The 22362-nt window shown below is 45.2% G+C and carries 26 protein-coding genes and 2 tRNA genes; 19 read left to right on the forward strand and 9 right to left on the reverse strand.

Translation table 11 applies throughout. The features are described 5' to 3' along the window. Nucleotides 1-9 precede the first annotated feature (9 nt). The 8 genes from PSM36_RS03275 (at nt 10) to PSM36_RS03310 (ending at nt 6756) form a co-directional block, all read left to right on the forward strand. On the forward strand, nt 10-372 hold the full coding sequence (locus tag PSM36_RS03275) for an MmcQ/YjbR family DNA-binding protein (RefSeq protein ID WP_076928811.1): 363 nt from the start codon (nt 10-12) through the stop codon (nt 370-372). Further along, complete coding sequence (locus tag PSM36_RS03280) at nt 356-1108, forward strand: biotin--[acetyl-CoA-carboxylase] ligase (RefSeq protein ID WP_076928813.1); 753 nt, start codon at nt 356-358, stop codon at nt 1106-1108. Before PSM36_RS03275 ends, PSM36_RS03280 begins: the two co-directional genes overlap by 17 nt. Nucleotides 1109-1184: 76 nt before the next feature. After that, the gene (gene pyrH / locus PSM36_RS03285) at nt 1185-1892 is read left to right on the forward strand and encodes a UMP kinase (RefSeq protein ID WP_076928815.1); all 708 of its coding nucleotides are present in this window, start codon (nt 1185-1187) and stop codon (nt 1890-1892) included. Nucleotides 1893-1973: 81 nt separating this feature from the next. Beyond that, nucleotides 1974-2531, forward strand: a complete 558-nt coding sequence (gene frr, locus PSM36_RS03290; RefSeq protein ID WP_076928817.1) for a ribosome recycling factor — start codon at nt 1974-1976, stop codon at nt 2529-2531. After that, the gene (gene rsgA, locus PSM36_RS03295; protein WP_173823108.1) at nt 2531-3493 is read left to right on the forward strand and encodes a ribosome small subunit-dependent GTPase A; all 963 of its coding nucleotides are present in this window, start codon (nt 2531-2533) and stop codon (nt 3491-3493) included. The genes frr and rsgA overlap by 1 nt, the downstream gene beginning before the upstream one ends. Beyond that, a complete protein-coding gene (gene cls, locus PSM36_RS03300) occupies nt 3490-4920 on the forward strand; it encodes a cardiolipin synthase (protein WP_076928819.1) in 1431 nt (476 codons plus the stop codon). The genes rsgA and cls overlap by 4 nt, the downstream gene beginning before the upstream one ends. 91 nt (nt 4921-5011) lie before the next feature. Beyond that, the gene (locus PSM36_RS03305) at nt 5012-5551 is read left to right on the forward strand and encodes a shikimate kinase (RefSeq protein ID WP_076928821.1); all 540 of its coding nucleotides are present in this window, start codon (nt 5012-5014) and stop codon (nt 5549-5551) included. Beyond that, the gene (locus PSM36_RS03310) at nt 5548-6756 is read left to right on the forward strand and encodes an alanine dehydrogenase (protein WP_076928823.1); all 1209 of its coding nucleotides are present in this window, start codon (nt 5548-5550) and stop codon (nt 6754-6756) included. The genes PSM36_RS03305 and PSM36_RS03310 overlap by 4 nt, the downstream gene beginning before the upstream one ends. Nucleotides 6757-6821: 65 nt before the next feature. Here the strand turns inward: PSM36_RS03310 and PSM36_RS03315 are convergent, their stop codons facing one another. The 5 genes from PSM36_RS03315 to PSM36_RS03335 all read right to left on the reverse strand — a co-directional run bounded on the left by PSM36_RS03315 (nt 6822) and on the right by PSM36_RS03335 (nt 9803). Next, complete coding sequence (locus PSM36_RS03315; protein ID WP_154670953.1) at nt 6822-8201, reverse strand: MATE family efflux transporter; 1380 nt, start codon at nt 8199-8201, stop codon at nt 6822-6824. A 121-nt stretch (nt 8202-8322) separates the two neighbouring features. After that, a tRNA-Gly gene (locus PSM36_RS03320) sits at nt 8323-8398 on the reverse strand. A gap of 93 nt (nt 8399-8491) precedes the next feature. After that, a tRNA-Tyr gene (locus PSM36_RS03325) sits at nt 8492-8574 on the reverse strand. 25 nt (nt 8575-8599) lie between these two features. Continuing rightward, complete coding sequence (gene ribH / locus PSM36_RS03330; RefSeq protein ID WP_076928828.1) at nt 8600-9091, reverse strand: 6,7-dimethyl-8-ribityllumazine synthase; 492 nt, start codon at nt 9089-9091, stop codon at nt 8600-8602. A gap of 7 nt (nt 9092-9098) precedes the next feature. After that, nucleotides 9099-9803: a tetratricopeptide repeat protein gene (locus tag PSM36_RS03335; RefSeq protein ID WP_076928830.1), complete on the reverse strand. Its 705-nt coding sequence runs from the start codon at nt 9801-9803 to the stop codon at nt 9099-9101. Nucleotides 9804-10066: 263 nt separating this feature from the next. On the opposite strand from PSM36_RS03335, the gene PSM36_RS03340 reads away from it, so the two are divergent. The 9 genes from PSM36_RS03340 to PSM36_RS03380 all read left to right on the forward strand — a co-directional run bounded on the left by PSM36_RS03340 (nt 10067) and on the right by PSM36_RS03380 (nt 16484). Then, nucleotides 10067-10609 carry a hypothetical protein gene (locus tag PSM36_RS03340; protein WP_154670954.1) on the forward strand — a complete coding sequence of 181 codons (543 nt, stop codon included), beginning with the start codon at nt 10067-10069 and terminating at the stop codon, nt 10607-10609. Nucleotides 10610-10812: 203 nt separating this feature from the next. Beyond that, the gene (gene rpmB, locus PSM36_RS03345; RefSeq protein ID WP_026327329.1) at nt 10813-11052 is read left to right on the forward strand and encodes a 50S ribosomal protein L28; all 240 of its coding nucleotides are present in this window, start codon (nt 10813-10815) and stop codon (nt 11050-11052) included. A gap of 19 nt (nt 11053-11071) precedes the next feature. Further along, on the forward strand, nt 11072-11260 hold the full coding sequence (gene rpmG, locus PSM36_RS03350; protein ID WP_076928834.1) for a 50S ribosomal protein L33: 189 nt from the start codon (nt 11072-11074) through the stop codon (nt 11258-11260). A gap of 13 nt (nt 11261-11273) precedes the next feature. Then, nucleotides 11274-11435 carry a DUF4295 domain-containing protein gene (locus PSM36_RS03355; protein ID WP_019539519.1) on the forward strand — a complete coding sequence of 54 codons (162 nt, stop codon included), beginning with the start codon at nt 11274-11276 and terminating at the stop codon, nt 11433-11435. Nucleotides 11436-11654: 219 nt separating this feature from the next. Next, entirely contained in the window at nt 11655-12608 is a 954-nt protein-coding gene (gene ftsY / locus PSM36_RS03360; RefSeq protein WP_076928837.1) for a signal recognition particle-docking protein FtsY, read from the forward strand. A gap of 15 nt (nt 12609-12623) precedes the next feature. Continuing rightward, entirely contained in the window at nt 12624-13916 is a 1293-nt protein-coding gene (gene rimO, locus PSM36_RS03365; protein ID WP_076928840.1) for a 30S ribosomal protein S12 methylthiotransferase RimO, read from the forward strand. 104 nt (nt 13917-14020) lie between these two features. Further along, complete coding sequence (locus PSM36_RS03370; RefSeq protein WP_076928843.1) at nt 14021-14635, forward strand: HU family DNA-binding protein; 615 nt, start codon at nt 14021-14023, stop codon at nt 14633-14635. 49 nt (nt 14636-14684) lie between these two features. Further along, a complete protein-coding gene (locus PSM36_RS03375) occupies nt 14685-14966 on the forward strand; it encodes a hypothetical protein (protein ID WP_154670955.1) in 282 nt (93 codons plus the stop codon). A gap of 90 nt (nt 14967-15056) precedes the next feature. Further along, nucleotides 15057-16484: a Gfo/Idh/MocA family protein gene (locus PSM36_RS03380; protein ID WP_076928848.1), complete on the forward strand. Its 1428-nt coding sequence runs from the start codon at nt 15057-15059 to the stop codon at nt 16482-16484. A 104-nt stretch (nt 16485-16588) separates the two neighbouring features. Here PSM36_RS03380 and sucD read toward each other — a convergent pair whose 3' ends face one another. From sucD to PSM36_RS03400, 4 genes are all read right to left on the reverse strand, one after another. Continuing rightward, nucleotides 16589-17455, reverse strand: coding sequence for a succinate--CoA ligase subunit alpha (gene sucD / locus PSM36_RS03385; RefSeq protein WP_076928851.1), 867 nt, complete (start codon nt 17453-17455; stop codon nt 16589-16591). A gap of 120 nt (nt 17456-17575) precedes the next feature. Next, on the reverse strand, nt 17576-18706 hold the full coding sequence (sucC, locus tag PSM36_RS03390; protein ID WP_076928854.1) for an ADP-forming succinate--CoA ligase subunit beta: 1131 nt from the start codon (nt 18704-18706) through the stop codon (nt 17576-17578). Nucleotides 18707-19015: 309 nt separating this feature from the next. Further along, nucleotides 19016-19621 (reverse strand): helix-turn-helix transcriptional regulator, encoded by a 606-nt coding sequence (locus PSM36_RS03395; RefSeq protein WP_076928857.1) that lies wholly within the window; start codon nt 19619-19621, stop codon nt 19016-19018. Further along, nucleotides 19614-20327, reverse strand: coding sequence for a hemerythrin domain-containing protein (locus PSM36_RS03400; RefSeq protein WP_139233462.1), 714 nt, complete (start codon nt 20325-20327; stop codon nt 19614-19616). The genes PSM36_RS03395 and PSM36_RS03400 overlap by 8 nt, the downstream gene beginning before the upstream one ends. Nucleotides 20328-20492: 165 nt before the next feature. Here PSM36_RS03400 and PSM36_RS03405 point away from each other — a divergent pair, with 165 nt between their 5' ends. Together PSM36_RS03405 and nspC are read left to right on the forward strand one after the other, a co-directional pair. Then, nucleotides 20493-21029, forward strand: a complete 537-nt coding sequence (locus tag PSM36_RS03405; protein WP_076928861.1) for a nitroreductase family protein — start codon at nt 20493-20495, stop codon at nt 21027-21029. Nucleotides 21030-21132: 103 nt separating this feature from the next. Beyond that, the gene (nspC, locus tag PSM36_RS03410) at nt 21133-22275 is read left to right on the forward strand and encodes a carboxynorspermidine decarboxylase (protein ID WP_076928863.1); all 1143 of its coding nucleotides are present in this window, start codon (nt 21133-21135) and stop codon (nt 22273-22275) included. The last annotated feature ends 87 nt before the right edge of the window (nt 22276-22362 follow it).

A 22362-nucleotide genomic window follows, 5' to 3' on the forward strand; every position in this document is an offset into this window, starting at 1 on the left:
AAACGGGGTATGAATATCGAAGAACTTTTTGATTATTGTCAATCCATTCAGGGTGCGGAAGCGACGACCCCCTTCGATGAGTGGACCATCGTAATGAAAGTGATGGGGAAGATGTTCGCATTGATACCTACGGATGGGGACAGATTTTGTATCAGTCTCAAGTGTGACCCGGCAAAAGCCATCACACTGCGTGAAAAATATGTATGTGTGGAAGGGGCTTATCATATGAACAAAACCTACTGGAATACCATTTATTTGGATAGGGATATGCCCGATGATGAACTCAGGGAGTGGATTAATCATTCTGTAGAAGAGGTTATAAAGAAATTGCCAAAAAAGCAGCAGCAACAATATTATGGAACAATTAAGTAAAGATCGCCAAATAATCCGGTTGGAAGAGACTGAGTCAACCAATCTCTATTTAAAACAACTGGCCAGGGAGGAGCACCTTGAAGAGGGATCGATGGTTATAGCCGATTTTCAGACCGTTGGACGAGGGCAGATGGGGAATTCCTGGTTTTCTTCGAAAGGTGAAAATCTCTTATTCAGCCTGTTGATCTATCCCAAGGAGGTGCTGGCCAATGAACAATTCATTATTTCCCGCATTGCTTCACTGGCTGTTAAGAATACGCTCGACCGGTTTACGGACGATATTCGTATCAAATGGCCGAACGATATCTATTGGAAAGAGCAAAAAATAGCGGGGATACTGATAGAAAATGATATTGATAACAAATATATCGCCAATTCAGTGATCGGGATCGGGATCAATGTCAATCAGCAAATATTTCCACCCGAGCTTTCCAATCCTGTGTCACTTTGGCAAATTATCGGCTCAGTACAGGATCGGGATTACATCCTCGATATTTTTCAAAGGGAGTTTTTCCTGCTCTATCGTGATTTTGAGAAAGGGGAAATCAAAACTATTGAAGATGAATATATGCTCGATCTGTACCGGGTAAATGGTTATTATTGGTACGAAGACAAGAATGGCCGGTTTATGGCGAAGGTCGAAGATGTACTCCCTTCGGGTCATCTGGTGTTGAAAACAATCGATACAGAAGAGGAACGGAAGTACGCGTTTAAAGAGGTCACCTTTGTGGAATGAGTGGGTGACTGCATCGGGCTTCTAATATCTAACATTTTCATTTTTAGTTTTTCACTATTAGTTTTTAGTTTAAAAAATGCAATTTAATAGGATTTTACTCAAACTCAGCGGCGAATCGCTGATGGGCGACAAACAGTACGGAATTGACGAAAAGCGTCTGCAGGAATATGCCGAACAGATATATGAAGCGGCACAGACAGGCGTGCAAATAGGTGTCGTGATTGGCGGAGGAAATATTTTCCGTGGCCTGAGTGGTGCTACCAAAGGATTTGACCGGGTAAAAGGCGATCAGATGGGGATGCTGGCCACTGTAATCAACAGCCTTGCGCTGAGTTCGGCACTCACCGCCGTTGGACAGGAAAACCGTGTTTTCACGGCGGTTCGTATGGAGCCTGTAGGTGAGCTTTATTCTAAATGGAAGGCCATTGAGTCGTTGGAAAGAGGTGAAATCGCAATTCTCGCCGCCGGTACCGGAAATCCTTTCTTTACGACCGATACCGCATCCGCACTCCGGGGAATTGAAATCGAAGCCGATGCGATGTTCAAAGGAACCCGTGTAGACGGCGTATATACGGCTGATCCGGAAAAAGATCCTACCGCTACCAAATTCAAGACGATCACTTTCGATGAAGTCTACAATCGTGGACTGAAAGTGATGGATCTGACCGCTACAACGATGTGTAAGGAGAACAACCTGTCCATCGTCGTCTTTGATATGGATAGTTATGGAAACCTGAAAAGAGTGCTTGAAGGCGAAGATATCGGAACACTGGTGCATGTTTAGAAAAATTTCACTATTTTTGTTCACAACTTTTTCGTTAAGTGCAATGACGATTGAATTCACTAAAATTTATTGAAGATACTTATGGAAATAACGACAATCAGAAAAGAGGCCGAGGAAAAGATGCAGATGACCCTCGAATTCCTGGATGAAACTTTTTCACGTATTCGTGCAGGCCGTGCAAATGCCCGTATCCTGGACGGTATACGCGTGGAATATTATGGTAGTCTTGTACCGTTGTCGAATGTTGCAACAGTGACCACACCCGATGCCAAGACTATTATGGTTCAACCCTGGGAAAAAGCGATGTTGAGAATAGTGGAAAAAGCTATTTTGGACTCCGATGTGGGCATTACTCCCGAGAATAACGGAGAGGTAATTCGTTTAGGGATTCCGCCGCTTACGGAAGAACGGCGCAAGCAATTGGTGAAACAGACCAAACAGGAGGCAGAAGAGGCAAAGATCAGTATCCGCAATGCGCGCCGTGAAGGAATTGATGAGGTGAAAAAGGCTGTCAAAGAGGGTATGGCCGAAGATATGGGAAAAGATGGAGAAAACGAACTGCAAAAACTTCACGATAAGTATATCAAGAAAGTGGATGAGATGTTCGCCGAAAAGGAGAAGGAGATACTTACCGTTTAATGGCAAAAGGCGGGGATGAAAGCGGTAAGATAGGACTGCAGGGGCTGGTTGTCAGGAATACCGGGAATGCCTATCTGGTGCGTGATGATAACGGCAACGATATCATTGGCATAGCAAAGGGAAATCTGAGACTTAAAGGGATCAGAAGTACAAGCCCTATTGTAGTGGGCGACCGGGTCTTTATGGATCCCAACCCCGACGGTACCGCTTTTATCACCGATATTGCCGAACGGAAGAATTATATCGTCCGTAAGGCTTCCAATCTCTCCAAACATGCGCATATACTGGCTGCCAATATAGATCTGGCATTCCTTTGTGTCACGGTGAGTTATCCTGAAACAACTACCGTATTCATCGATCGTTTCCTGACTACCGCAGAAGCATATTCGGTACCGGTCTGTCTTATTTTCAATAAAATAGACTTGTATGATGAGGAGGAGAGTGAATACCTGAATGCACTGATGCATCTCTATTCCACAATTGGCTATCAATGTCTGAGAACATCGACAGTGACCGGTGAAGGTAAAGGTCAACTGGAGGCTTTGGCAGAAGGAAAGACCGTTTTACTTGCTGGGCATTCGGGGGTGGGGAAATCGAGCATCGTTAACCTTCTGGTAGGGGATCAGGCGCAAAAAGTGAGAGAGATATCCGGTTATCATCATAAAGGGATGCATACCACCACTTTTTCGGAGATGATCGAATTGGAGAATGGTGGTTTCTTGATTGATACCCCGGGTATCAAAGGTTTCGGTACCATTGATATGAGTCGTGCCGAAGTATCGCACTATTTCCCTGAAATATTCAGGATATCGAAAAACTGTAAATATAACAGTTGCCTGCATCTTAATGAACCTGGCTGTGCAGTGTTGGAGGCAGTCGAAAATCACTACATCAGTGAAAGCCGCTATCATTCATACCTGAATATACTGGAAGACATTGAGGAAGGAAAATACCGGTTATGACTATACAACTTAACAGTGCACTGCTCCTGATCATTGAAATACTCTACCTGCTCACAGTAGTAGGTATTGTAGTGGTGGTGATCTCCGAAAACCGGAATCCCATCAAAACGGTGGCATGGATAATGGCGGTGGTGTTTCTGCCCTTTATCGGTATTATCTGGTACGCCTTCTTCGGACAAGACGCGACAAAAAAACAGGTAATCTCCCGCCGGATGTACAGCAAGTTGAAGAAACGCCCCCTGGACGGGATGGAAACTGCCGTAGAGCATATTTTCCCGGAAGAGTATATTAACCTTATTAACCTGCTCCAGAATATGGATTATACGCCGTTGCTGGGAGGAAATGATGTGACGTTGTTTACCAATGGTGGGGATAAATTCGCAAGCCTGTTTGCCGATATCGAAAAGGCCGAAAAGCATATTCATATAGAGTATTATGTATTGCTTGACGACGAATTGGGCCTGAAACTCCAGCAGGCGCTTATCCGTAAGGCCAGGGAGGGAGTGGAGATACGTATTATTTATGACAGTTTCGGATCGAGGAAGGCGAAGAGGAAATTTTTTGAAGATTTCAGGAAAGCAGGCATAGAAACCGAACCTTTTTTAAAGCTGAGTCTTTCGAGACTTACTTCGAGGCTCAATTACCGTACACACCGCAAGATTGTGGTTATCGATGGACGGATAGGCTACGTGGGAGGAATGAATGTGGCTGACCGCTACCTGAAAGGACTTGATTGGGGCTGCTGGCGTGATACCCACGCCCGGATCGAAGGGAAGGGGGTACAAGGATTGCAGTCGGTCTTTCTGATCGACTGGTATTTTGTATCGCAGACGCTGATTACTTCCCGTGATTATTTTCCTGTACTTGGAAATTATGGTGAATGTCCCATGCAGATAGTAAATAGCGGCCCCCTGAGTGAAACGAATGAAATATCGCATGGCATTATGCAAGCTATTTATAATGCACGTAAATCGATTTTTATCCAGACTCCCTATTTTCTGCCTCCTGACGCGATGGCCGATGCACTACAGGCAGCAGCTATCAGGGGTGTCGATGTGAGGGTTATGATGTCTAAACGATCGGATGTCCCTCTGGTACAAAGAGCTTCATTCTCTTATATTAAGGATATGCTGAAGGCGGGAGTGAAAGTGTATATGTACCACAAAGGCTTCCTACATTCCAAGATGATGGTATTCGACGGATCGCTTACGCTGGTTGGTTCGGCCAACTTCGACTCGCGTAGCTTCGAACAAAATTTTGAAGTGGAGGCATTTATCTATGACGAAAAATTGGGGATGCAGGCTAATGATATTTTTGTGGAGGATCAACGTTTTTCAGATCCCGTTTCAATGCGTGAATGGTATAAGCGGAGCGTGAAAAAGAGATTTATAGATTCTTTTCTACGACTCTTTGCCCCTTTGATGTAAAATCATAGAACACTCATGGGATACAGGTTTATGCACGTGTTTAAAGTTAAAATGTCTTGTATCTTGATTCTTGGCTCTAGTATTTAATTAGATGGAACGAATTTTTATTATAGGCTATATGGGCTCGGGTAAAACCACGGTAGGGAAACGGTTGGCCGGATCGCTTTCTCTTTCGTTTGTCGATCTCGACGCTTATATCGAGAATAAGTATCGAAAGACCATTCCCGCTCTTTTCGAAGAGAAGGGAGAGGATGGTTTTCGGAAGATAGAGGGGCAATCGCTTCGGGAAGTTGCAGAGTTCGAGGATGTGGTGATCTCTACCGGAGGAGGTACACCCTGTTTCTTTGATAATATGGAGGTAATGAATCGTGCTGGCCTCACTATTTACCTTGAGGCTCATCCCGAAGATCTTGCCGATCATTTACTGGCGTCGAAAACAGTGCGACCTCTCATTGCCGGGAAGTCGAGGGAGGAACTTATCCCCTTTATCTCGGAGCATTTGGCCCGCAGAGAGAGCCATTACCGGAAAGCAAAGATTATTTACCCCATTGACCGGATGAATACAAAGGATGAGATCCATCTAACGGTGTGCGGTATTGAAGAACTAATAAAAAGGAGGAACGCGGAATGATGTACGATTCCCACAGAAGCACTTCGTTTGTCGTGCGTGAATTGCTGCAAAAGGTAGAAAAGCAGAGAGCATCCTTAGTGATCGGGATTCCCCGGGAAGACCACAAACATGAAAAACGGGTGCCGTTGACGCCCGAAACCGTTTCGTTGCTGGTCGAGTCAGGCTACAGGGTACTGCTTGAAGCCGGGACGGGGATGACCATCAATTATACCGACAGCTATTATGCCGAATCGGGTGCAGAGATAGTCGAGACTCCTGAAGAGGTTTTCCAGGCCGACCTGATCCTGAAGATATTACCTCCTACATTGGAAGAAGTGAGTATGATGCGGCCGCGTGCTACTGTTTTTTCGTTTCTCCATATCCATAAATTATCTCTTTCTTTGCTGGAGTTGATGTCTGAAAAGAAGATCAACGCGCTGGCTTATGAACTTTTATACGACAATACGGGCGTCTCTCCGTTTGTGACATCCATATCCGAGATCGAAGGTACTTATTCCATTACCCTGGCGGCAGAACTCTTAAGCAATGCCCACGGTGGAAAAGGCATTTTATTGGGAGGTATCCCCGGCATATCACCTACCGAGGTGGTGGTGATCGGGGCGGGGGTGGCCGGTACCATGGCCGCCCGTGCGGTGTTGGCCATGGGTGCGTCGGTGAAAGTGTTCGACAACGATGTGGTGAAGCTGCGTACTATCCGCCATGAGTTGGGTAATCTGGTATTTACTTCCACGCTTCAGCCCAATGTACTAAGAAATGTGTTTCGTTCTGCCGATGTAGTGATCGGGGCCATGCAGTATATCAATAAAACCCACTTTTACCGTATCTCCAACGACCTGATCCGGGAGATGAAACAGGGAGCCGTGATCATCGATGTGCGAATGGCGCAGGGAGGATGTTTCGAAACCACCATGGAAGCCTGTTTGCCCGGCCATCCGGCGGTTTTTGAGAAATTCGGCGTGTTGCATTTCTGTGAGATGAGCCTTAGTTCGCGTGTAGCCCGTACCGCTTCCATCGCCTTGAGCAATATTTTTGTATCATTGTTCTCTACCATGGCTGATTGTGGAGGAACCGACCATTTTGCACGATTCGACCGCGGTTTTGCCGCCGGCTTCTACCTTTACTCCGGAAAGATGGTCAACCGGTATGTGGGCAACCACTTCAATATACCTGTAACCGATATCGGATTGTTCTTGCCGGGGTATTAACATATTATTTGAATATTCCACTGGGCTGGGAAAATGATCTCCCGTCAGGATCGATATGAAATAAACTACTTTTCCGAAACGGGTTCGGAAGACAACCTCTTCTGCAGGATCAGATACCAGATAAACAGGATGATCCCTTTGAATATTGAGGTGATGGACAGGGCCCACCAGACTCCGGTCACACCCATGCGGGTGCCCAGTACCATGGCGATAGGGATCCGTAATGTGTTGAATACAATGCTGATGATGGCCGGTGGAGTGGTCCTGCCTAAACCATTGAACATGCCCTGGGTGGTGATCTCCAACATCATAAAAACCTGGGAGATCCCTATGATCAACAGATACTCACCGCCGGCTTCATAGGCTTCTTTTTCCGGGACAAAGACAGAAAATATCCCTTCCCCGTATAATACAAATGCCAGGGTTACTGCGATTCCCAATGCTCCCATCATCATCAAAGTATAACGGAAAGCCCTGTTGGCACGACTCATCTTAAGTGCGGCAAAATTCTGCGCCACAAAGCTGCCGAGTGCAGTGGAAAAGCCGGTGGAGGTATTCCATGTAATCCCCTCGATCTGTCCCCCGGTGGTCTGGCTGGTGATACCCAAATGTCCTCCGTACAACGATGCGATACGGGCCAGATTCATATTGATAAATGCGAAATAGGTATTCATGGCGGCCACCGGCAACCCTAATTTCAGGATATTCAGTGTGTACCTTCTGCGTGGGCGGATCAGAAATGGGAATTTCCCCAACAATCCGTTCTTCTTTTTCAGGTGTCGGACGAACAATAGGAGTACCACGCTCTGAGACAGGATGGTAGCCAGTGCTGCGCCTTTTACACCCATAGCAGGAATAGGCCCAGCCCCGAAGATCAGAAGCGGGTCCAGCACAATATTTAAAACAAGGCCGGTAGCGTTGAAATAAAAGGGGATATCACTCCGTCCGGAACCGATATAGATGCCGGAGAAGTTGAGAATCAGAAACATGATAGGAATCCCTAAGGAGATGATCTGCAGATATCCGGTTGCTTCCACTGCAATCTCCTGTTCCAGTTTGTAAAATGATATATAAGGGTGGGGGAAAAGAAGGAAAAACATACCGAAGAGGAGCCCTAGCAGTATAGCGATGGTGGTGGTATGCGAAGCATAGAGTGATGCCTGGTCTAACCGACGGGCGCCGATGGACTGTCCGATAGATATCTCGGCAGCCACCTTGGAAATAAGCGCGACTGAGTTCATCATCCACATAAGCATCCCCACGGCGCCTACTGCCGCGACCGACTGACTGCCCAACCGTCCTATCCAGATGATGTCCACCAGGTTGTAGGCCATCTGGATAAAACTGATTGCCATCAACGGGAGGGCTAACGTGAGCAACTGCCGGAAAATGCCTCCCCGGGTAAGATCGCGCACTGCAGATGTTTGTAAAGATTGAGATTCCACCGGCAACCCTTTTTTATTAAAAAAGGAAGTAACCGTTGAAGTTACTCCCTTATATGCTGTTTTAGATAAGAGGAAGAGGAGATTTTCCGGTGGTACCGGAGTAAATTTCCCCTCTCCTCTCTGGAGCGGAAGACGGGACTCAAACCCGCGACCCTCAGCTTGGAAGGCTAATGCTCTATCAACTGAGCTACTTCCGCAAAATTAATTGACAATTGAAAATGGGTAATTGACAATTTTGATTGGTGTTCCCCTCATTGTGCATTGTTAATTCTCAATTGTCCATTCGTCAGTGGGCAGTGATGGATTCGAACCACCGAAGGCGTAAGCCAGCTGAGTTACAGTCAGCCCCATTTGGCCACTCTGGTAACTGCCCTTTGCGAGTGCAAAGATACAAAAAATTATTTGTATCTTGAGTGAAGTTCCATCATTTTTAACGCGGTGATGGCCGCTTCGTCACCTTTATTCCCGTGTCTGCCACCTGCCCTGGCTTGTGCCTGGTCGAGTGTGAGGGTGGTGAGCAATCCGAAAATTACCGGTATGTCGTACTTGAGGTTCAGTTGGGTGGCACCCTCGGTCACACTGTCACAGACAAATGTGAAATGTGGTGTTTCCCCCTGAATGACACATCCCAGAATGATAACGCTGTCAACCTTCGCTTTCTCGATCATCACCTTTGCAGCGTATGTCAGCTCAAAACTGCCGGGCACGTGTTCAATGATTATATCATCGGCCGATACACCGAACTTCAGCAATGTATTGGTTGCTCCGTTCAGTAAACTGTGGGTGACAGACGAATTCCAGTCGGACACCACGATGCCTACCCGTTTCCCTTTCCCATCGGCAACTGCCGTGGGATCATATGACGAGAGGTTACTCAATGCTGTTGCCATGACCTTATTACTTATTTTCTTTCAGGAAGAGAGCCTGTTGGATGAACTTATCTGCTTCCCGGGATTCAGGAGAGTTGAGATAGGTTTCTTTGATCTGTGTGAAAACCTCAATAGCTTTGTCGTAGTCGGCTTTACTCAAATATGCTTCGCCTGCTTTTTTATAATAGATGGGGCTGAGCATTTCGTTGTCAGCTTCCTTGGCCGCTTTGAGAAAGTTGTTAATAGCCTGGTCGGCCTGTCCCATATTCATATATACATCACCTATCGCACCGGTGACGGCCGGAGTGATCAGCAAATCTCCTCCTTTGAATTTCTTCAGGTGTTCCAGCGCTTTCTCATTATTACCTATCCGGCTGTAAGAAATGCCGGCATAAGCATGTGCCAGGTCAGCCGTTTTGGTTCCTTTATAACGATCTATGATGGATTCAAATCCTATATAATCGTTGCCGTTCCCGAAAAGAGCCAGGGAGTCGTCTCCGTTCTGGAAATAGCGTTCTCCCTTAAAGAGAGCAGCTTGTGCTTTCTCAGTGCGGGGTGTCTTGTGCAAATAGTGGTAGGCGAGAAAAGCCCCTACGAGAGCAATTACTATCAGCAATCCAGTTACAATGATTTTCTGATTTTTTTCGAGAAACTGTTCGGAAGTGGTAAGTGCCTCCCCGATATTTTCGAAATTCTTTTCGGCTTTCGACTCTTTTGTTTTTTTAGCAGACATATTTCTTTGAAAAAATGTTACGTTTTATTTTTCGAGATGCAAAAGTACAGTTTTTAAATGATAAATAAAATTTCAACACCGGTTTTTTATAAAAATGATGAGTTGTTTTAATCTTTTTCGTAGGTTTGTAGTCTAATCGGGAGTTTGGCATCAATTTATCAAGGTGGTTAGATGAAGAGGAGGGAAGGTGGAAGAAGATAATGTGCTTTGCACGAATTTAGTTTTTAGTTCACAATAGTTTTGCCTCTAAAGAAGATTTTAATATGAAGAAGTATATGTTCATTGTAGGTGTGTTGATAATGGGGCTGTCGAATATGACAGCACAGGTCGACGCAGGTTTTGCTACTGTTCCGGTGGTGAATGGTAAAGTGGTCTTTGAGCAGTTCATACTTACCGATCAGGGACTTTCTGCTAATCAGAAATATGCTATCCTGCAAAAGTGGGTGAAGGATAAGTATACCGGTAGTCCATTGGTGTCGAGTATTCGTTTCGATGATAAAAATCAATCTGCTACAGTAAGTGCAAAAACAGAATTGACAGGCGTGCCGGAAAATCCTGTGATGAATTACCGGTTCGACCTTTCCGTAGCCAGTGCCGGATGTGTATTGGTGGTAAGGGATATCACCTATCAAAGTGCACCGAAACAGGGAGCATCTTCTTTTCCGAAGACCATTACTGCCGAGCAGACCATTACCGATCAGGCAGTGAGTGCACCGGGAGAAGAGGGGAAAATAAGGAGTGGCACACGAAAAGCGACCCTTTCGTTTCTGAATAGTCTATATAAAGAGGTGTTAGGCCTGTTTTAATAAACCATCTACACTCGTGCGATTTGCATGATCGATTTACCGGGTTAAATTTAAATTATCGTATGAAAACTTTGGTAGATTGAAATTATATGATTAATTTTGCGCCCTGATTTACCGGAAAATGATGTTTCGGTGAAGTGCTGTGGGTGTGATCCATAGATATAAATTGTTGGTGAATAATAAAGTAAACACATTATATAGCAATGTCTAAGATTTGTCAAATAACAGGTAAAAGAGCAATGGTTGGCAACAACGTTTCTCACTCCAACAGGAAAACGAAACGTAAGTTCAATGTCAATTTGTTCAGAAAAAAATTCTATTGGGTGGAAGAAGATTGCTGGATCAGCCTCAACATATCGGCATCCGGTTTGCGTACCATCAATAAGATCGGTTTGGATGCAGCCTTGAAAAAAGCCGCTGCAAATGGATATTTAAACGCTTAATGATAGGGAGGAAGCAGCAATGGCAAAAAAAGTAAAAGGAAACAGGATACAGGTGATCATGGAATGTACTGAGCATAAGGAAAGTGGTATGCCCGGTACTTCGAGGTATATCACTACGAAGAACAGAAAGAATACGACAGAGCGGTTGGAGTTGAAAAAATACAATCCCATCCTTAAAAGAATGACTGTTCATAAAGAAATCAAGTAAAACAAGATAGACTATGGCAAAGAAAGCAGTGGCGGGATTCCGTGACAAAAATACAACTACCGGGCGTAGTCATACCAAAGTGATCAAAATGGTAAAATCGCCTAAGACTGGTGCATACAGCTTCAAAGAAGAGATGATCCTGAACGACCAGGTGAAAGATTATTTTTCGAAATAAATCCGATCAAATTTAGGATTTTTCAGGCTTGGCAAAAACAGATAGGTTTATTTTTTGGAATTGTTTAGTCTGAAAAGTCGGTTAAAAATATATAAAAGCTTCCCTGTGCTCAAACGCAGGGAAGTTTTTTATTGACTATTTTGTAGCTTTGTAGATTGTGCGGGTTGCCTGCCAAATCCTAACAAATGGAAAAATCAAAGGTATCTTAATAATTGTTCTATGAGCTTTTTTGACAGATTCACAAAAGGGAAAAAAGAAACACTGGATAAAGGTCTCGAAAAGACAAAGGAGAACTTTTTTTCGAAGATCACACGTGCAGTTGCCGGTAAGTCGAAGGTCGACGATGATCTGCTCGACAATCTGGAGGAGATATTGGTTACCTCCGATGTAGGCGTGGATACCACTCTCAAAATTATTGAACGTATCGAAGCACGTGTGGCCAGGGATAAATATGTGGGGACAGATGAGTTAACGGCTATGCTTCGCGATGAGATTGCGCTGCTTCTGACTGAAAATAACAGTGACGACCTGTCGGAATTCACTCTTCCCGAAAGGAAAAAGCCTTATGTGATTATGGTAGTGGGAGTAAATGGTGTAGGAAAAACAACTACTATTGGTAAGTTGGCATATCAATTCAAACAAAAAGGATACTCTGTTTATCTGGGAGCAGCCGATACGTTTCGTGCAGCGGCAGTGGAGCAGCTTGATATCTGGGGGCAAAGGGTAGGTGTGCCGGTAATCAAGCAAAAAATGGGATCCGATCCCGCTTCTGTGGCGTTCGATGCAGTCAGTTCGGCCAAAGCGCATGATGCCGATGTAGTAATCATAGATACCGCCGGCCGTCTGCATAACAAGGTTAACCTGATGAACGAGCTGACCAAGATAAAGAATGTGATGGGAAAGATCGTTCCAGGTACACCGGATGAAGTACTCCTTGTCCTTGACGGTTCTACCGGTCAGAATGCTTTTGAACAGGCTAAACAGTTCACTGCCGCAACCGAAGTAACAGCGCTTGCCATCACTAAGCTTGATGGAACTGCCAAGGGTGGTGTGGTGATCGGAATTTCCGACCAGTTTAGAATTCCGGTGAAATATATCGGCCTGGGTGAAGGAATAGAGGATCTGCAGGTGTTCCGCAGGCGGGAATTTGTGGATTCCCTGTTTGGAGAGTGATGAATAATAAAATATATGGTTAATAACAAGATAGATGTTGTTACATTGGGGTGCTCGAAAAATCTTGTCGATTCGGAATTACTGATGAGGCAACTGGTGGCCAACGGGTATACCGTGGAACATGATCCTGAAACGCCCCGCGGCGATATTGCTGTGATCAATACATGTGGCTTTATTGGCGATGCAAAAGAAGAATCGATCAATATGATCCTCTCTTTTGCCGAAGCTAAAAAACGAAATAAACTCAAAAAACTGTTTGTAATGGGATGCCTCTCGGAACGATATAGGGAAGAATTGTTGGAAGAGATCCCCGAAGTGGACAGGTTTTACGGTAAATTCGACTGGAAAGGCCTTATTACAGACCTGGGTAAATCCTATTATAAGGAGTGGGAGTTCGACCGGTCGCTATCGACTCCTTCCCATTATGCCTATGTGAAAATATCGGAAGGGTGCGACAGGACTTGTTCATACTGCTCTATCCCGTTGATCACCGGGAAATATAAATCGCGCCCTGTCGAAGAGATCGAAGATGAGATCCGCCGGTTGGTGATCAAAGGTGTAAAAGAATTCCAGTTTATTGCGCAGGATCTTACCTATTATGGGCTCGACCTGTACCGGCAGATGAAATTGCCGGAGTTGATAGAGCGGGTTTCTGATATAGAGGGAGTGGAATGGATACGTCTTCATTATGCTTATCCGACCCATTTCCCGACCGACCTGTTACGGGTGATACGCGAACGGGAAAATGTATGTAACTATCTCGACATTGCCCTACAGCATATCAGCGACCATATGCTGAAAACCATGCGTCGCAATATCACCAGGCAGCAGACTATTGATCTGATTCAACGTTTTCGCGAAGAGGTGCCGGGTATCCATCTGCGTACTACTATGATGGTGGGACATCCCGGAGAAACGGAAGAGGACTATCTGGAACTACTTGAATTCGTCGAAAAGACCCGGTTCGAACGGCTTGGTGCTTTTCCCTATTCGCACGAGGAAGATACGCATAATTACAGGTATTATTCCGATGACGTGCCTGCGGAGGTGAAACAGCAAAGGATGAACAGGCTGATGGAACTGCAGGAGGGGATAGCCCTGTCGGTGAATGAAGCAAAAGTGGGAGAGATACTGAAAGTGATTGTCGACCGGGAAGATCCTGAGTTCTACGTCGGTCGAACCGAATTCGACTCGCCGGAAGTGGATGGAGAGGTGTTGATCGATAAGTCGAGAGTGTTGGGAATTGGCCGGTTTTACGATGTGAAAATCAATGCGGCAATGCCTTTCGACTTGATGGGAACGGTGTAGTAATTACCAATTACTAATTACCAATTATTGGTTAGAAGCCTAATAATGTGGAGAAGTTCGAGAAACCAGGAATCCTAAATTTTGAATCTTGAATATTAAGAGGTATGACTCACAGGGATTTTATTGCTGAAGTGGCGAAACGGCTTGAATGGCCGGAAGAAAAGATATCCGGTGTCATTGAAACGATACTGGAGGTGGTGAGCACAGAATTGAAAATGAACAATCCTGTGATCATCGATGATTTCGGTACTTTGAAGATCGATATTCAACCGGAATATATCCTGGTAAATCCCGAAACCAAAGAACGGTATTTGATGCCACCTGCCGTTGAAGTCATTTTTGAAGTCCCTTCTCAGGAAAACGGGGAAAATTCATCCTTTGTTGATTTTACACTCGATGAGATACTATATAATGAAGTGAATAGTTCTTTCTCACACTTTGAGCCGACACCATTGGATGAGGATGTAGGGTTTCCCGGTATTCCGGAAATTGTGTTTGGTGAGCAAGAAGCTGAAAACGAGATTGTAGAACCTCCACTTTCGCAGGAAGAACAAAATGCTATGCCGGAAGAGATTTCATCCGTGGAGCCGCCTCACTCTCGCTCTCATCGAAGAATGAGAAGTAATAAAAGAACATCACTTGTTTGGATTCCGATTGCGGGGGGGATAGCCATTGTTGTGGCGTCACTTTTTTTTTTCAAAGGAGACAGGAATAGGTAAGGCAGAGACAATAGCTGAAGATACGCTCCAGATAGAGGAATCCTCTCGAATGGAGCCGGTTACGCCACCTGTCCCTCATCAAGAGATAAAAACTGTAGTTCTTTCTGAAGGAAAAACATTACGGTTGCTGGCGCTTGATCTTTGGGGAAACCGGGAGTTTTGGGTCTATATCTACCTGGCGAATAAAGATAAAATACCTAATCCCAATAGAGTTCCTTCAGGAACAACATTGGTCCTGCCCGAGAAGTCAGCCTATCCTATAAATGCGGCAGATCCCCATTCGGTAGCCAAAGCAAAATCCCTTGGAGATGAAGTGCTGAGAGCATTTTAGTGGATCGTAATCATTAAAACTATTTTAATATAGTCAAGACGGAAATAAAATAGTAAGGATTTATATTATCAATGCTAAATAAACAATCTTATGCAAAAACAACTGACAACATTTGCCATATTACTGGCAACTATTATCCTGTTCAGCTGCACCAACGGCACGCAGGGGAGAAAAGGAGAAGGAGGGAAATGCCAACCCATCCGCACGGAAGTGCCTGAACGCCCGGCGGGACAAAAGGATGTGCTTGGTCTGGTAACCGAAAAGATCGACACTGTGCGTGTCGGCTTTATCGGCCTGGGCATGCGCGGCCCGGGCGCCGTGCAGCGCTTTACCCATATACCGGGGACAAAAATTGTAGCCTTGTGCGACCTGCATGGGGAGAGGGTGGAAAAGGCACAGGGTATCCTCGAGAGGGCCGGCTTGCCCCGTGCCGCCTCCTACAGCGGCAGCGAAGAGGCCTGGAAGGAACTCTGCCGGCGTGATGACATCGACCTGGTCTACATCGCCACCGACTGGAAAAAACATGCCCCGATGATGGTCTATGCCATGGAGCAGGGCAAGCATGTAGCCTGCGAAGTACCCGCCGCCATGACCCTTGACGAGATCTGGGACGTGGTGAACACCGCCGAACGGACGCAGTTGCACTGCATGCAACTGGAGAACTGCGTGTATGACTTCTTTGAGCTGACCACGCTGAACATGGCCCAACATGGCCTTTTCGGCGAGATATTGCATGCCGAGGGAGCCTATATCCACGACCTGGGCGATTTCTGGGGTGCCTATGAAGGGGACTGGCGTTTGCAGTACAACAAGGAGTTCCGGGGTGACGTGTATGCCACCCATGGTATGGGGCCGGCCGCACAGGCGCTGGACATCCACCGTGGGGACAAGATGAACACCCTGGTGGCGATGGACACCAAACCGGTAAATATACCCGAATACCTGGTCGAGAAGAGGGGTGTGGACCGCGACAGCGCCTACCGGTTTGCCAACGGCCAGCACACGATGACGATGATCCGCACTGAAAAGGGCAAGACGATCCATATCCAGCATGATGTGGCATCTCCGCGTCCTTACAGCCGGATGTACCAGGTGAGCGGCACGAAGGGTTTCGCCAACAAGTACCCGAATGCGGGTTATGCCCTTGAGGGCGATATGTTGGCAGGGGATGGCGTACCCAACCATGAGAACCTGAGCGCCCACAACTATGTACCGCAAGATGTGCGTGATGCCTTGATGGATAAATACAAGCACCGCATCCACCGCGAATTGGAGGAAAAGGCCAAGGAAGTGGGCGGCCATGGCGGCATGGACTTTATCATGGATTACCGCTTGATTTACTGTCTGCGGAACGGATTACCGTTGGACATGGATGTGTATGACCTGGCGGAGTGGTGCAGCCTGGCTGAGTTGAGCCGTATCTCGATAGAGAACAACAGCGCGCCAGTGGAAGTGCCCGACTTTACCCGGGGCAACTGGGACAAGACCCAGGGATTCAGACATGCATTTGTGGATTGATAGATAGGATTTGAAAAGATAGGTGTGAAGGGACTTCTTGTCGTCAGGCATTAATAGAAGTCCCTTTTATTTAAAAAAATCTTTTATCTCTTATCCTTCTCCCTTTAAATCTTTCTCTTTAATAGTTCCGGGATCAAACTCGGTTCTTTTGCTACCGGTACACCTGCTGCCTCGAATGCAGCTATCTTTTCGGCTGCGGTACCGCTTCCGCTGGAGATGATAGCACCTGCATGCCCCATCTGTTTTCCGGGAGGGGCTTGTTGTCCTGCAATAAATACAGCTACAGGTTTGGTGACATGTTCTTTGATATAAGCTGCAGCACGCTCCTCTGCATCGCCTCCGATCTCGCCGATCAATACAATGGAATCGGTGTCGGGATCATTCTCGAACATTTCAAGAAGTTCTATGAAGTAGAGTCCTACGACCGGATCACCCCCCACTCCTACAGCGGTGGATTGCCCTATCCCATTCTCTGTGAGATTGTAAACTACTTCGTAAGTAAGAGTGCCGCTACGGCTGATCACACCAGTACCTCCCTGTTTGAAAATCATAGACGGCATAATCCCTACCAGACTTTTCCCCGGAGAAATCAGTCCCGGACAATTGGGGCCGATAAGATTGGCTCCCTTGTGTTTGATATAGTGGTATGCTTCTATCACATCGAGTGTAGGTACGCCTTCAGTAATAGTGACAATCAGTTTTACACCAGCATCTGCGGCTTCCAGCATGGCGTCTTTTGCAAATGGGGCAGGGACAAAGATAACCGACGTATCGGCGCCTGTTTCCACTACTGCGTCCCTAACCGTATTGAATACAGGAACTCCGTCTACAAGTTCTCCTGCCTTACCGGGTGACGTCCCACCCACTATATTGGTCCCGTAGGCTTTCATTTTTGATGTGTGAAATCCACCGTCGCGGCCGGTTATTCCTTGAACGATTACTCGGGTATTTTTATCTATAAGGATACTCATATATTATGTAAACTAAAGGTGAAAAACTAAAAAATAAGAACTAAAAGTGAAAGATTATTTTATTATTCTCATCCCGTCAAGCCGGGATCTCCGCTGCGCTTCGATTGGCATATTAGCACATTAGGTCAGTGATACCGCTTTTTCAGTAGCCTCTCCCATAGTTTCAGCCACATAAAGGCCGGATCCTTGTAACATGGCGCGCCCCTCTTTTTCATTGGTTCCGGTAAGGCGGATGACGACGGGGATGTCTGTTTTAAATTGCTTGAAGGCTTCCAATAAACCCTTTGCCACGTCGTCGCACCGGGTGATACCTCCGAAAATATTGATCATTACTACTTTTACATTTTGATCGCTCAGCAGCAACTTCATTGCTTCAATCACTTTTGTTGGATTGGAACTTCCTCCGATGTCGAGGAAGTTGGCCGGGTTGCCGCCATAAAGTTTTATCATGTCCATAGTAGCCATTGCAAGACCGGCACCGTTCACCATGCAACCTATCTCTCCTCCCAGGTTTACATAGCTGAATCCTTTACTTTTGGCGTTTTGTTCTTTTTTCTCCTCTTCGGTGGGTTCGTTAAGTGCTGCTATTTTGGGATGGCGGAAAAGTGCATTGTCGTCGAATGTCATTTTTGCGTCGATAGCCATGATATCTCCTTCTTTGGTAAGCACTAACGGATTGATTTCAGCCAAAGAAGCATCGGTGGCCACAAATAGTTTGTAAAGTTTCTGGAAAATTACGGCAGCCTGACGTACCTGTTTGATATCGTCGAATAGTTTAAATGCTGCCTCACGGGCCAGATAATCAGGTACACCTATCGAAGGGTCAATTACAAACCTGTGAATCTTTTCCGGTGAAGTACGGGCCACCTCTTCGATATCCATTCCACCCTCTTTACTTAGCATGAGAATGGTAGATTTGGATTTTCTGTCGACGACGTAACTTACATAATATTCTTTTTCAATATTGATGGCCTGGCCTACCAAAATACGGTCGACAATGAATCCCTTGATATCCATTCCCAGGATTGCAGCAGCATGCTTGCGCAATTCTACTTCCCCATTGGCCAGCTTTACGCCACCAGCTTTTCCCCGGCCACCGGTATGTACTTGTGCCTTTACAATTACTTTTTGTGAGTCCAGTTGACTGTAAGCTTTCACTGCGTCTTCCACTGAACGGCATACTATACTCCTGTCGACGGGTATCCCATACGTTGCAAACAATTCTTTTGCCTGATATTCATGAATTTTCATGGGCTTTTTCTATAAATTTATTTGATGATTCTAAATTGCTGTAAATCTAATAAAATATTTTGAATTAAGAAACGAGCATGATAATCATTGTCACACAAGTACATGATTAAAGCGAGTTCCATTCGATACATTTGAACTTTTTCGATAAGTGAATACAGAGGCAAAACTTGTTTTGACTATGTTGAACGCTGAAAAAGTCTAATGAAATTGAAAATAAATAATTTTAATCGGATGAAATCCAATAGTGTTAATGGAGAACGCTTCATTGCGTTAAATTGTTTAACAGCATTCAGTGAATTTTTCCTTCAACTAAATATCGATATCTTCGATAGAGATAATTTTCTTGGAAATAGCATAGATGGTAAGTCCTGACTGGCTGCGTATTCCGGTTTTCATGGCAATATTTTTCCTGTGTCTTACAACCGTATGGATGCTGATGTTGAGTGCATCGGCAATTTCCTTGTTCAACATACCGTTGACAAGTCCGGTCAATACTTCAATTTCTCTTTTGGTGAGGTTCTCTTCTCCCTCTTTATCATTTGGCTGGGATTGGCTCTTTTTATCGAGCTTCAGAAGCAGGTGTACGATATGTTCGGTTGAGTCGTAAAGGGTAAAAGTGATATCGGTCAGTGTGGATGGTTTATGCATCATCCCGAAATCGATGCCGGCAATAGATAGGGAGGGGTAATTCTTTTTGATCTTATTAATTTCTTTCTCCCGGTTTACGAATTGTACCGGATTAGCGATCAGTATGTCGACAGGGTTGGATTCGAGGAGTTCGATCAAGTCATCCAATGTTTCTAACCGGTAGATGCGGCAATCCATATCCGATTGGTAGAGAGTCGCCTGTATCCCTTCGCAAATAATCTTCGATGATTCTAAAATGGCTATATGGAGCTGTGCAGACTTATTCATTTTGTTCCCTTTCAATATCTATTCCTGACGGGATAAGAATCGTCTCCTCTATCAAGGAGTGAATGTATAAATCGAACTCAAGTTCATAAAGCGACATGAACAACTTACGACGAAGATCCAGGTCATTATCGATCTGTATATATTTTAATAGAAGATTTTTTAGATCCTTCAGTTTCAATTCTATATCAGTATGATGGTCACTGTATTCCAGGGAGGAGTAAACTTCCTGGGTGTTATCGTACTGGTTGTTTCCCAAGAGTGTAATAAAATAAGGAAAAGCCACTTCGTCTTCATAGTCGAGATGTTCCCTGACTTCCGTGAAATATTCGTTAAAGAATTTCTCCAATAACTTCAATTCTTTCTCAGGATGATTTTCCTGAAGCTGGCGGATATAAGTGCTGATTTGCGGGTATTTATCAAATCGATAATAGTTATGGCTGTTCTTCAGAAAATCGATTACCTGAAGCAGGTCCTTCCTTGTGAAGGGGCGTTCTCCTCTGATTCCGGACCCGTTATAAAGATTGGCAATGCTGATGAATAACTGTTCACTAATGTCATACTGGATACAAAGCTGCAGCACGGTACGGTCGCTTACCCGGAAGTCGATGTTGAAATGCTGCAACATGAGCAACAGGTAAGGGTTACTGTCAATCAGGTCTGCCACCTTCATATATGGCTTTACTCTTATCCTTGAAGAATGATACATACCGTAAAATCGATTAGCTTAGTAAAAGTGATACAAAAATAGTAAAAAAAGATGATAATTTAGAATGGTTCTATATTAATCTCGGATAAGTTGTCTTGATTTTCAAAAAATGATGTTTTATCCCGGATTTTTTTCGTATTATTGCGCTCCAAATTACAAGAAAAAATGTTCGATTTTCAAAATTTACTGATTCGTAGGCGCAGCATCAGAAAATTTAGTGCAGAATTATTATCTCCGGATGAGATCCGGAAAATCATTGAAGCTGCCCTGCTTTCGCCTACTTCCAAAAACAGGCACTCATGGGAATTTATCGCTGTGGAAGAGAATGGGACCCTGGCTAAGTTGTCGGTTTGTAAACCGGGAAGTGCTTCCTTTATAGCCGATGCTGCCTTGGCCGTTGTAGTACTGGGAAACCCGCTGATTAGTGATGCCTGGGTGGAAGATGCCTCCATCGCTGCGATCAATATGCAGTTACAGGCCGAAGAGTTGGGTATAGGCAGTTGTTGGGTGCAGGTGAGAAACCGTAATTATTCCGATACAATATCAGCAGGTGAATATATCAATGAACTGCTGGATATTCCCATGCCGATGGAGGTGTTGTGTGTGATCGCCTTTGGAAAAAAAGAGAAGGAGAAGACTCCGGCCGATCCGGATAATCTTCATTGGGAAAAGGTGCATGTCGGGGCATACGGGCCGGTGTGATGAGAATTCGGCTTTACCGTTGTTCAGCTACGCTGTTGTTTCCTGCCTTGCGGGATTATTTCAAATTACAACTGAACAACAATCGAACAACAACTGAACAATTATGATTGATTTTTCAAAAATACCCTCTCCGTGTTTTGTGATGGAAGAGGAACTGCTTCGCCGGAATCTCCGGTTGATCCGGTCGGTACAAGATCGTGCCGGTGTGCAGATTATTTTGGCTTTCAAAGCATTTGCCATGTGGAAGTCATTTCCGATTGTAAGGGAATATATCAGACATTCAACTGCTAGTTCTGTCGCAGAAGCGCAGTTGGCATTTGAGGAGATGGGTAGCCCTGCCCATACCTATGCACCTGCATATATCGACAGCGATTTTCCATATTTTCTCAAGTACAGCAGCCATATCACCTTTAATTCATTCACACAGTTCGAGCGTTTTTATCCACAGGTACAGTTGTCGGGAAAAAAAATAGAATGTGGAATAAGGATTAATCCTGAATTTTCGGTGGTGGATACCGACCTGTACAACCCAAGTGCCCCGGGGTCGCGTCTGGGTGTTACTGCCGACAAGATAGGAACAGAGTTGCCTGAAGGCATTACTGGGTTACATCTGCATAATCTGTGTGAAAATAACTCTTACGATCTGGAAAAAACACTGGAAGTGGTGGAGCAAAAGTTCGGGCACCTTTTCGGACAAGTGCAATGGCTCAATCTTGGAGGCGGGCATCTGATGACCCATAAGGATTACAACGTGGAACACCTGATAGGGGTGTTAACCGGTTTAAAAGAACGTTATCCTCATTTACACATCATTATGGAGCCGGGTAGCGCTTTCGCCTGGGAAACCGGCATATTGGTGGCAACCGTGGCAGATATTGTGGAGAACCGGGGGATAAAGACTGCAATGCTCAATGTATCTTTTGCCTGTCATATGCCGGACTGCCTGGAGATGCCTTATAAGCCCCGTATCAGAGGTGCCGGTCAGGAGCCGGTTCCCGGTAAACCCACCTACCGTATGGGAGGAAACAGTTGCCTGAGTGGGGACTTTATGGGTGACTGGTCTTTCGACGAACCGCTGCAGGTGGGTGACAGGGTGGTTTTTGAGGATATGATTCATTATACGATCGTAAAGACTACTATGTTTAATGGTGTATCTCACCCGTCCATCGGGCTTTGGACTACAAAAGGAGAGTTCGAACTCTATCGCCGGTTCGGTTATGAGGATTATAAACAGAGGATGAGCTGAATAAACTTGTCTTCTGTTCATATTGCTTAACGAAAACGTTGATATTTTTAAACAATTTCCAAGCTGACAGCGTTTACAAATTGAGAA

It is taken from the genome of Proteiniphilum saccharofermentans (genome assembly GCF_900095135.1).
Classification (GTDB): Bacteria; Bacteroidota; Bacteroidia; order Bacteroidales; family Dysgonomonadaceae; genus Proteiniphilum; species Proteiniphilum saccharofermentans.

What these genes read in the sequence shown, in the direction of transcription:
- nspC (WP_076928863.1), top strand. Translation starts at nt 21,133, where the DNA reads ATGATTGATTTTTCAAAAATACCCTCTCCGTGTTTTGTGATGGAAGAG.
- ftsY (WP_076928837.1), top strand. Translation starts at nt 11,655, where the DNA reads ATGAGCTTTTTTGACAGATTCACAAAAGGGAAAAAAGAAACACTGGAT.
- PSM36_RS03305 (WP_076928821.1), top strand. Translation starts at nt 5,012, where the DNA reads ATGGAACGAATTTTTATTATAGGCTATATGGGCTCGGGTAAAACCACG.
- cls (WP_076928819.1), top strand. Translation starts at nt 3,490, where the DNA reads ATGACTATACAACTTAACAGTGCACTGCTCCTGATCATTGAAATACTC.
- PSM36_RS03380 (WP_076928848.1), top strand. Translation starts at nt 15,057, where the DNA reads ATGCAAAAACAACTGACAACATTTGCCATATTACTGGCAACTATTATC.
- PSM36_RS03280 (WP_076928813.1), top strand. Translation starts at nt 356, where the DNA reads ATGGAACAATTAAGTAAAGATCGCCAAATAATCCGGTTGGAAGAGACT.
- PSM36_RS03275 (WP_076928811.1), top strand. Translation starts at nt 10, where the DNA reads ATGAATATCGAAGAACTTTTTGATTATTGTCAATCCATTCAGGGTGCG.
- PSM36_RS03400 (WP_139233462.1), bottom strand. Translation starts at nt 20,327, where the DNA reads ATGTATCATTCTTCAAGGATAAGAGTAAAGCCATATATGAAGGTGGCA.
- PSM36_RS03335 (WP_076928830.1), bottom strand. Translation starts at nt 9,803, where the DNA reads ATGTCTGCTAAAAAAACAAAAGAGTCGAAAGCCGAAAAGAATTTCGAA.
- pyrH (WP_076928815.1), top strand. Translation starts at nt 1,185, where the DNA reads ATGCAATTTAATAGGATTTTACTCAAACTCAGCGGCGAATCGCTGATG.
- PSM36_RS03340 (WP_154670954.1), top strand. Translation starts at nt 10,067, where the DNA reads ATGAAGAAGTATATGTTCATTGTAGGTGTGTTGATAATGGGGCTGTCG.
- rimO (WP_076928840.1), top strand. Translation starts at nt 12,624, where the DNA reads ATGGTTAATAACAAGATAGATGTTGTTACATTGGGGTGCTCGAAAAAT.
- rsgA (WP_173823108.1), top strand. Translation starts at nt 2,531, where the DNA reads ATGGCAAAAGGCGGGGATGAAAGCGGTAAGATAGGACTGCAGGGGCTG.
- sucC (WP_076928854.1), bottom strand. Translation starts at nt 18,706, where the DNA reads ATGAAAATTCATGAATATCAGGCAAAAGAATTGTTTGCAACGTATGGG.
- PSM36_RS03405 (WP_076928861.1), top strand. Translation starts at nt 20,493, where the DNA reads ATGTTCGATTTTCAAAATTTACTGATTCGTAGGCGCAGCATCAGAAAA.
- PSM36_RS03310 (WP_076928823.1), top strand. Translation starts at nt 5,548, where the DNA reads ATGATGTACGATTCCCACAGAAGCACTTCGTTTGTCGTGCGTGAATTG.
- PSM36_RS03395 (WP_076928857.1), bottom strand. Translation starts at nt 19,621, where the DNA reads ATGAATAAGTCTGCACAGCTCCATATAGCCATTTTAGAATCATCGAAG.
- sucD (WP_076928851.1), bottom strand. Translation starts at nt 17,455, where the DNA reads ATGAGTATCCTTATAGATAAAAATACCCGAGTAATCGTTCAAGGAATA.
- frr (WP_076928817.1), top strand. Translation starts at nt 1,974, where the DNA reads ATGGAAATAACGACAATCAGAAAAGAGGCCGAGGAAAAGATGCAGATG.
- rpmB (WP_026327329.1), top strand. Translation starts at nt 10,813, where the DNA reads ATGTCTAAGATTTGTCAAATAACAGGTAAAAGAGCAATGGTTGGCAAC.
- rpmG (WP_076928834.1), top strand. Translation starts at nt 11,072, where the DNA reads ATGGCAAAAAAAGTAAAAGGAAACAGGATACAGGTGATCATGGAATGT.
- ribH (WP_076928828.1), bottom strand. Translation starts at nt 9,091, where the DNA reads ATGGCAACAGCATTGAGTAACCTCTCGTCATATGATCCCACGGCAGTT.
- PSM36_RS03370 (WP_076928843.1), top strand. Translation starts at nt 14,021, where the DNA reads ATGACTCACAGGGATTTTATTGCTGAAGTGGCGAAACGGCTTGAATGG.
- PSM36_RS03355 (WP_019539519.1), top strand. Translation starts at nt 11,274, where the DNA reads ATGGCAAAGAAAGCAGTGGCGGGATTCCGTGACAAAAATACAACTACC.
- PSM36_RS03375 (WP_154670955.1), top strand. Translation starts at nt 14,685, where the DNA reads ATGGAGCCGGTTACGCCACCTGTCCCTCATCAAGAGATAAAAACTGTA.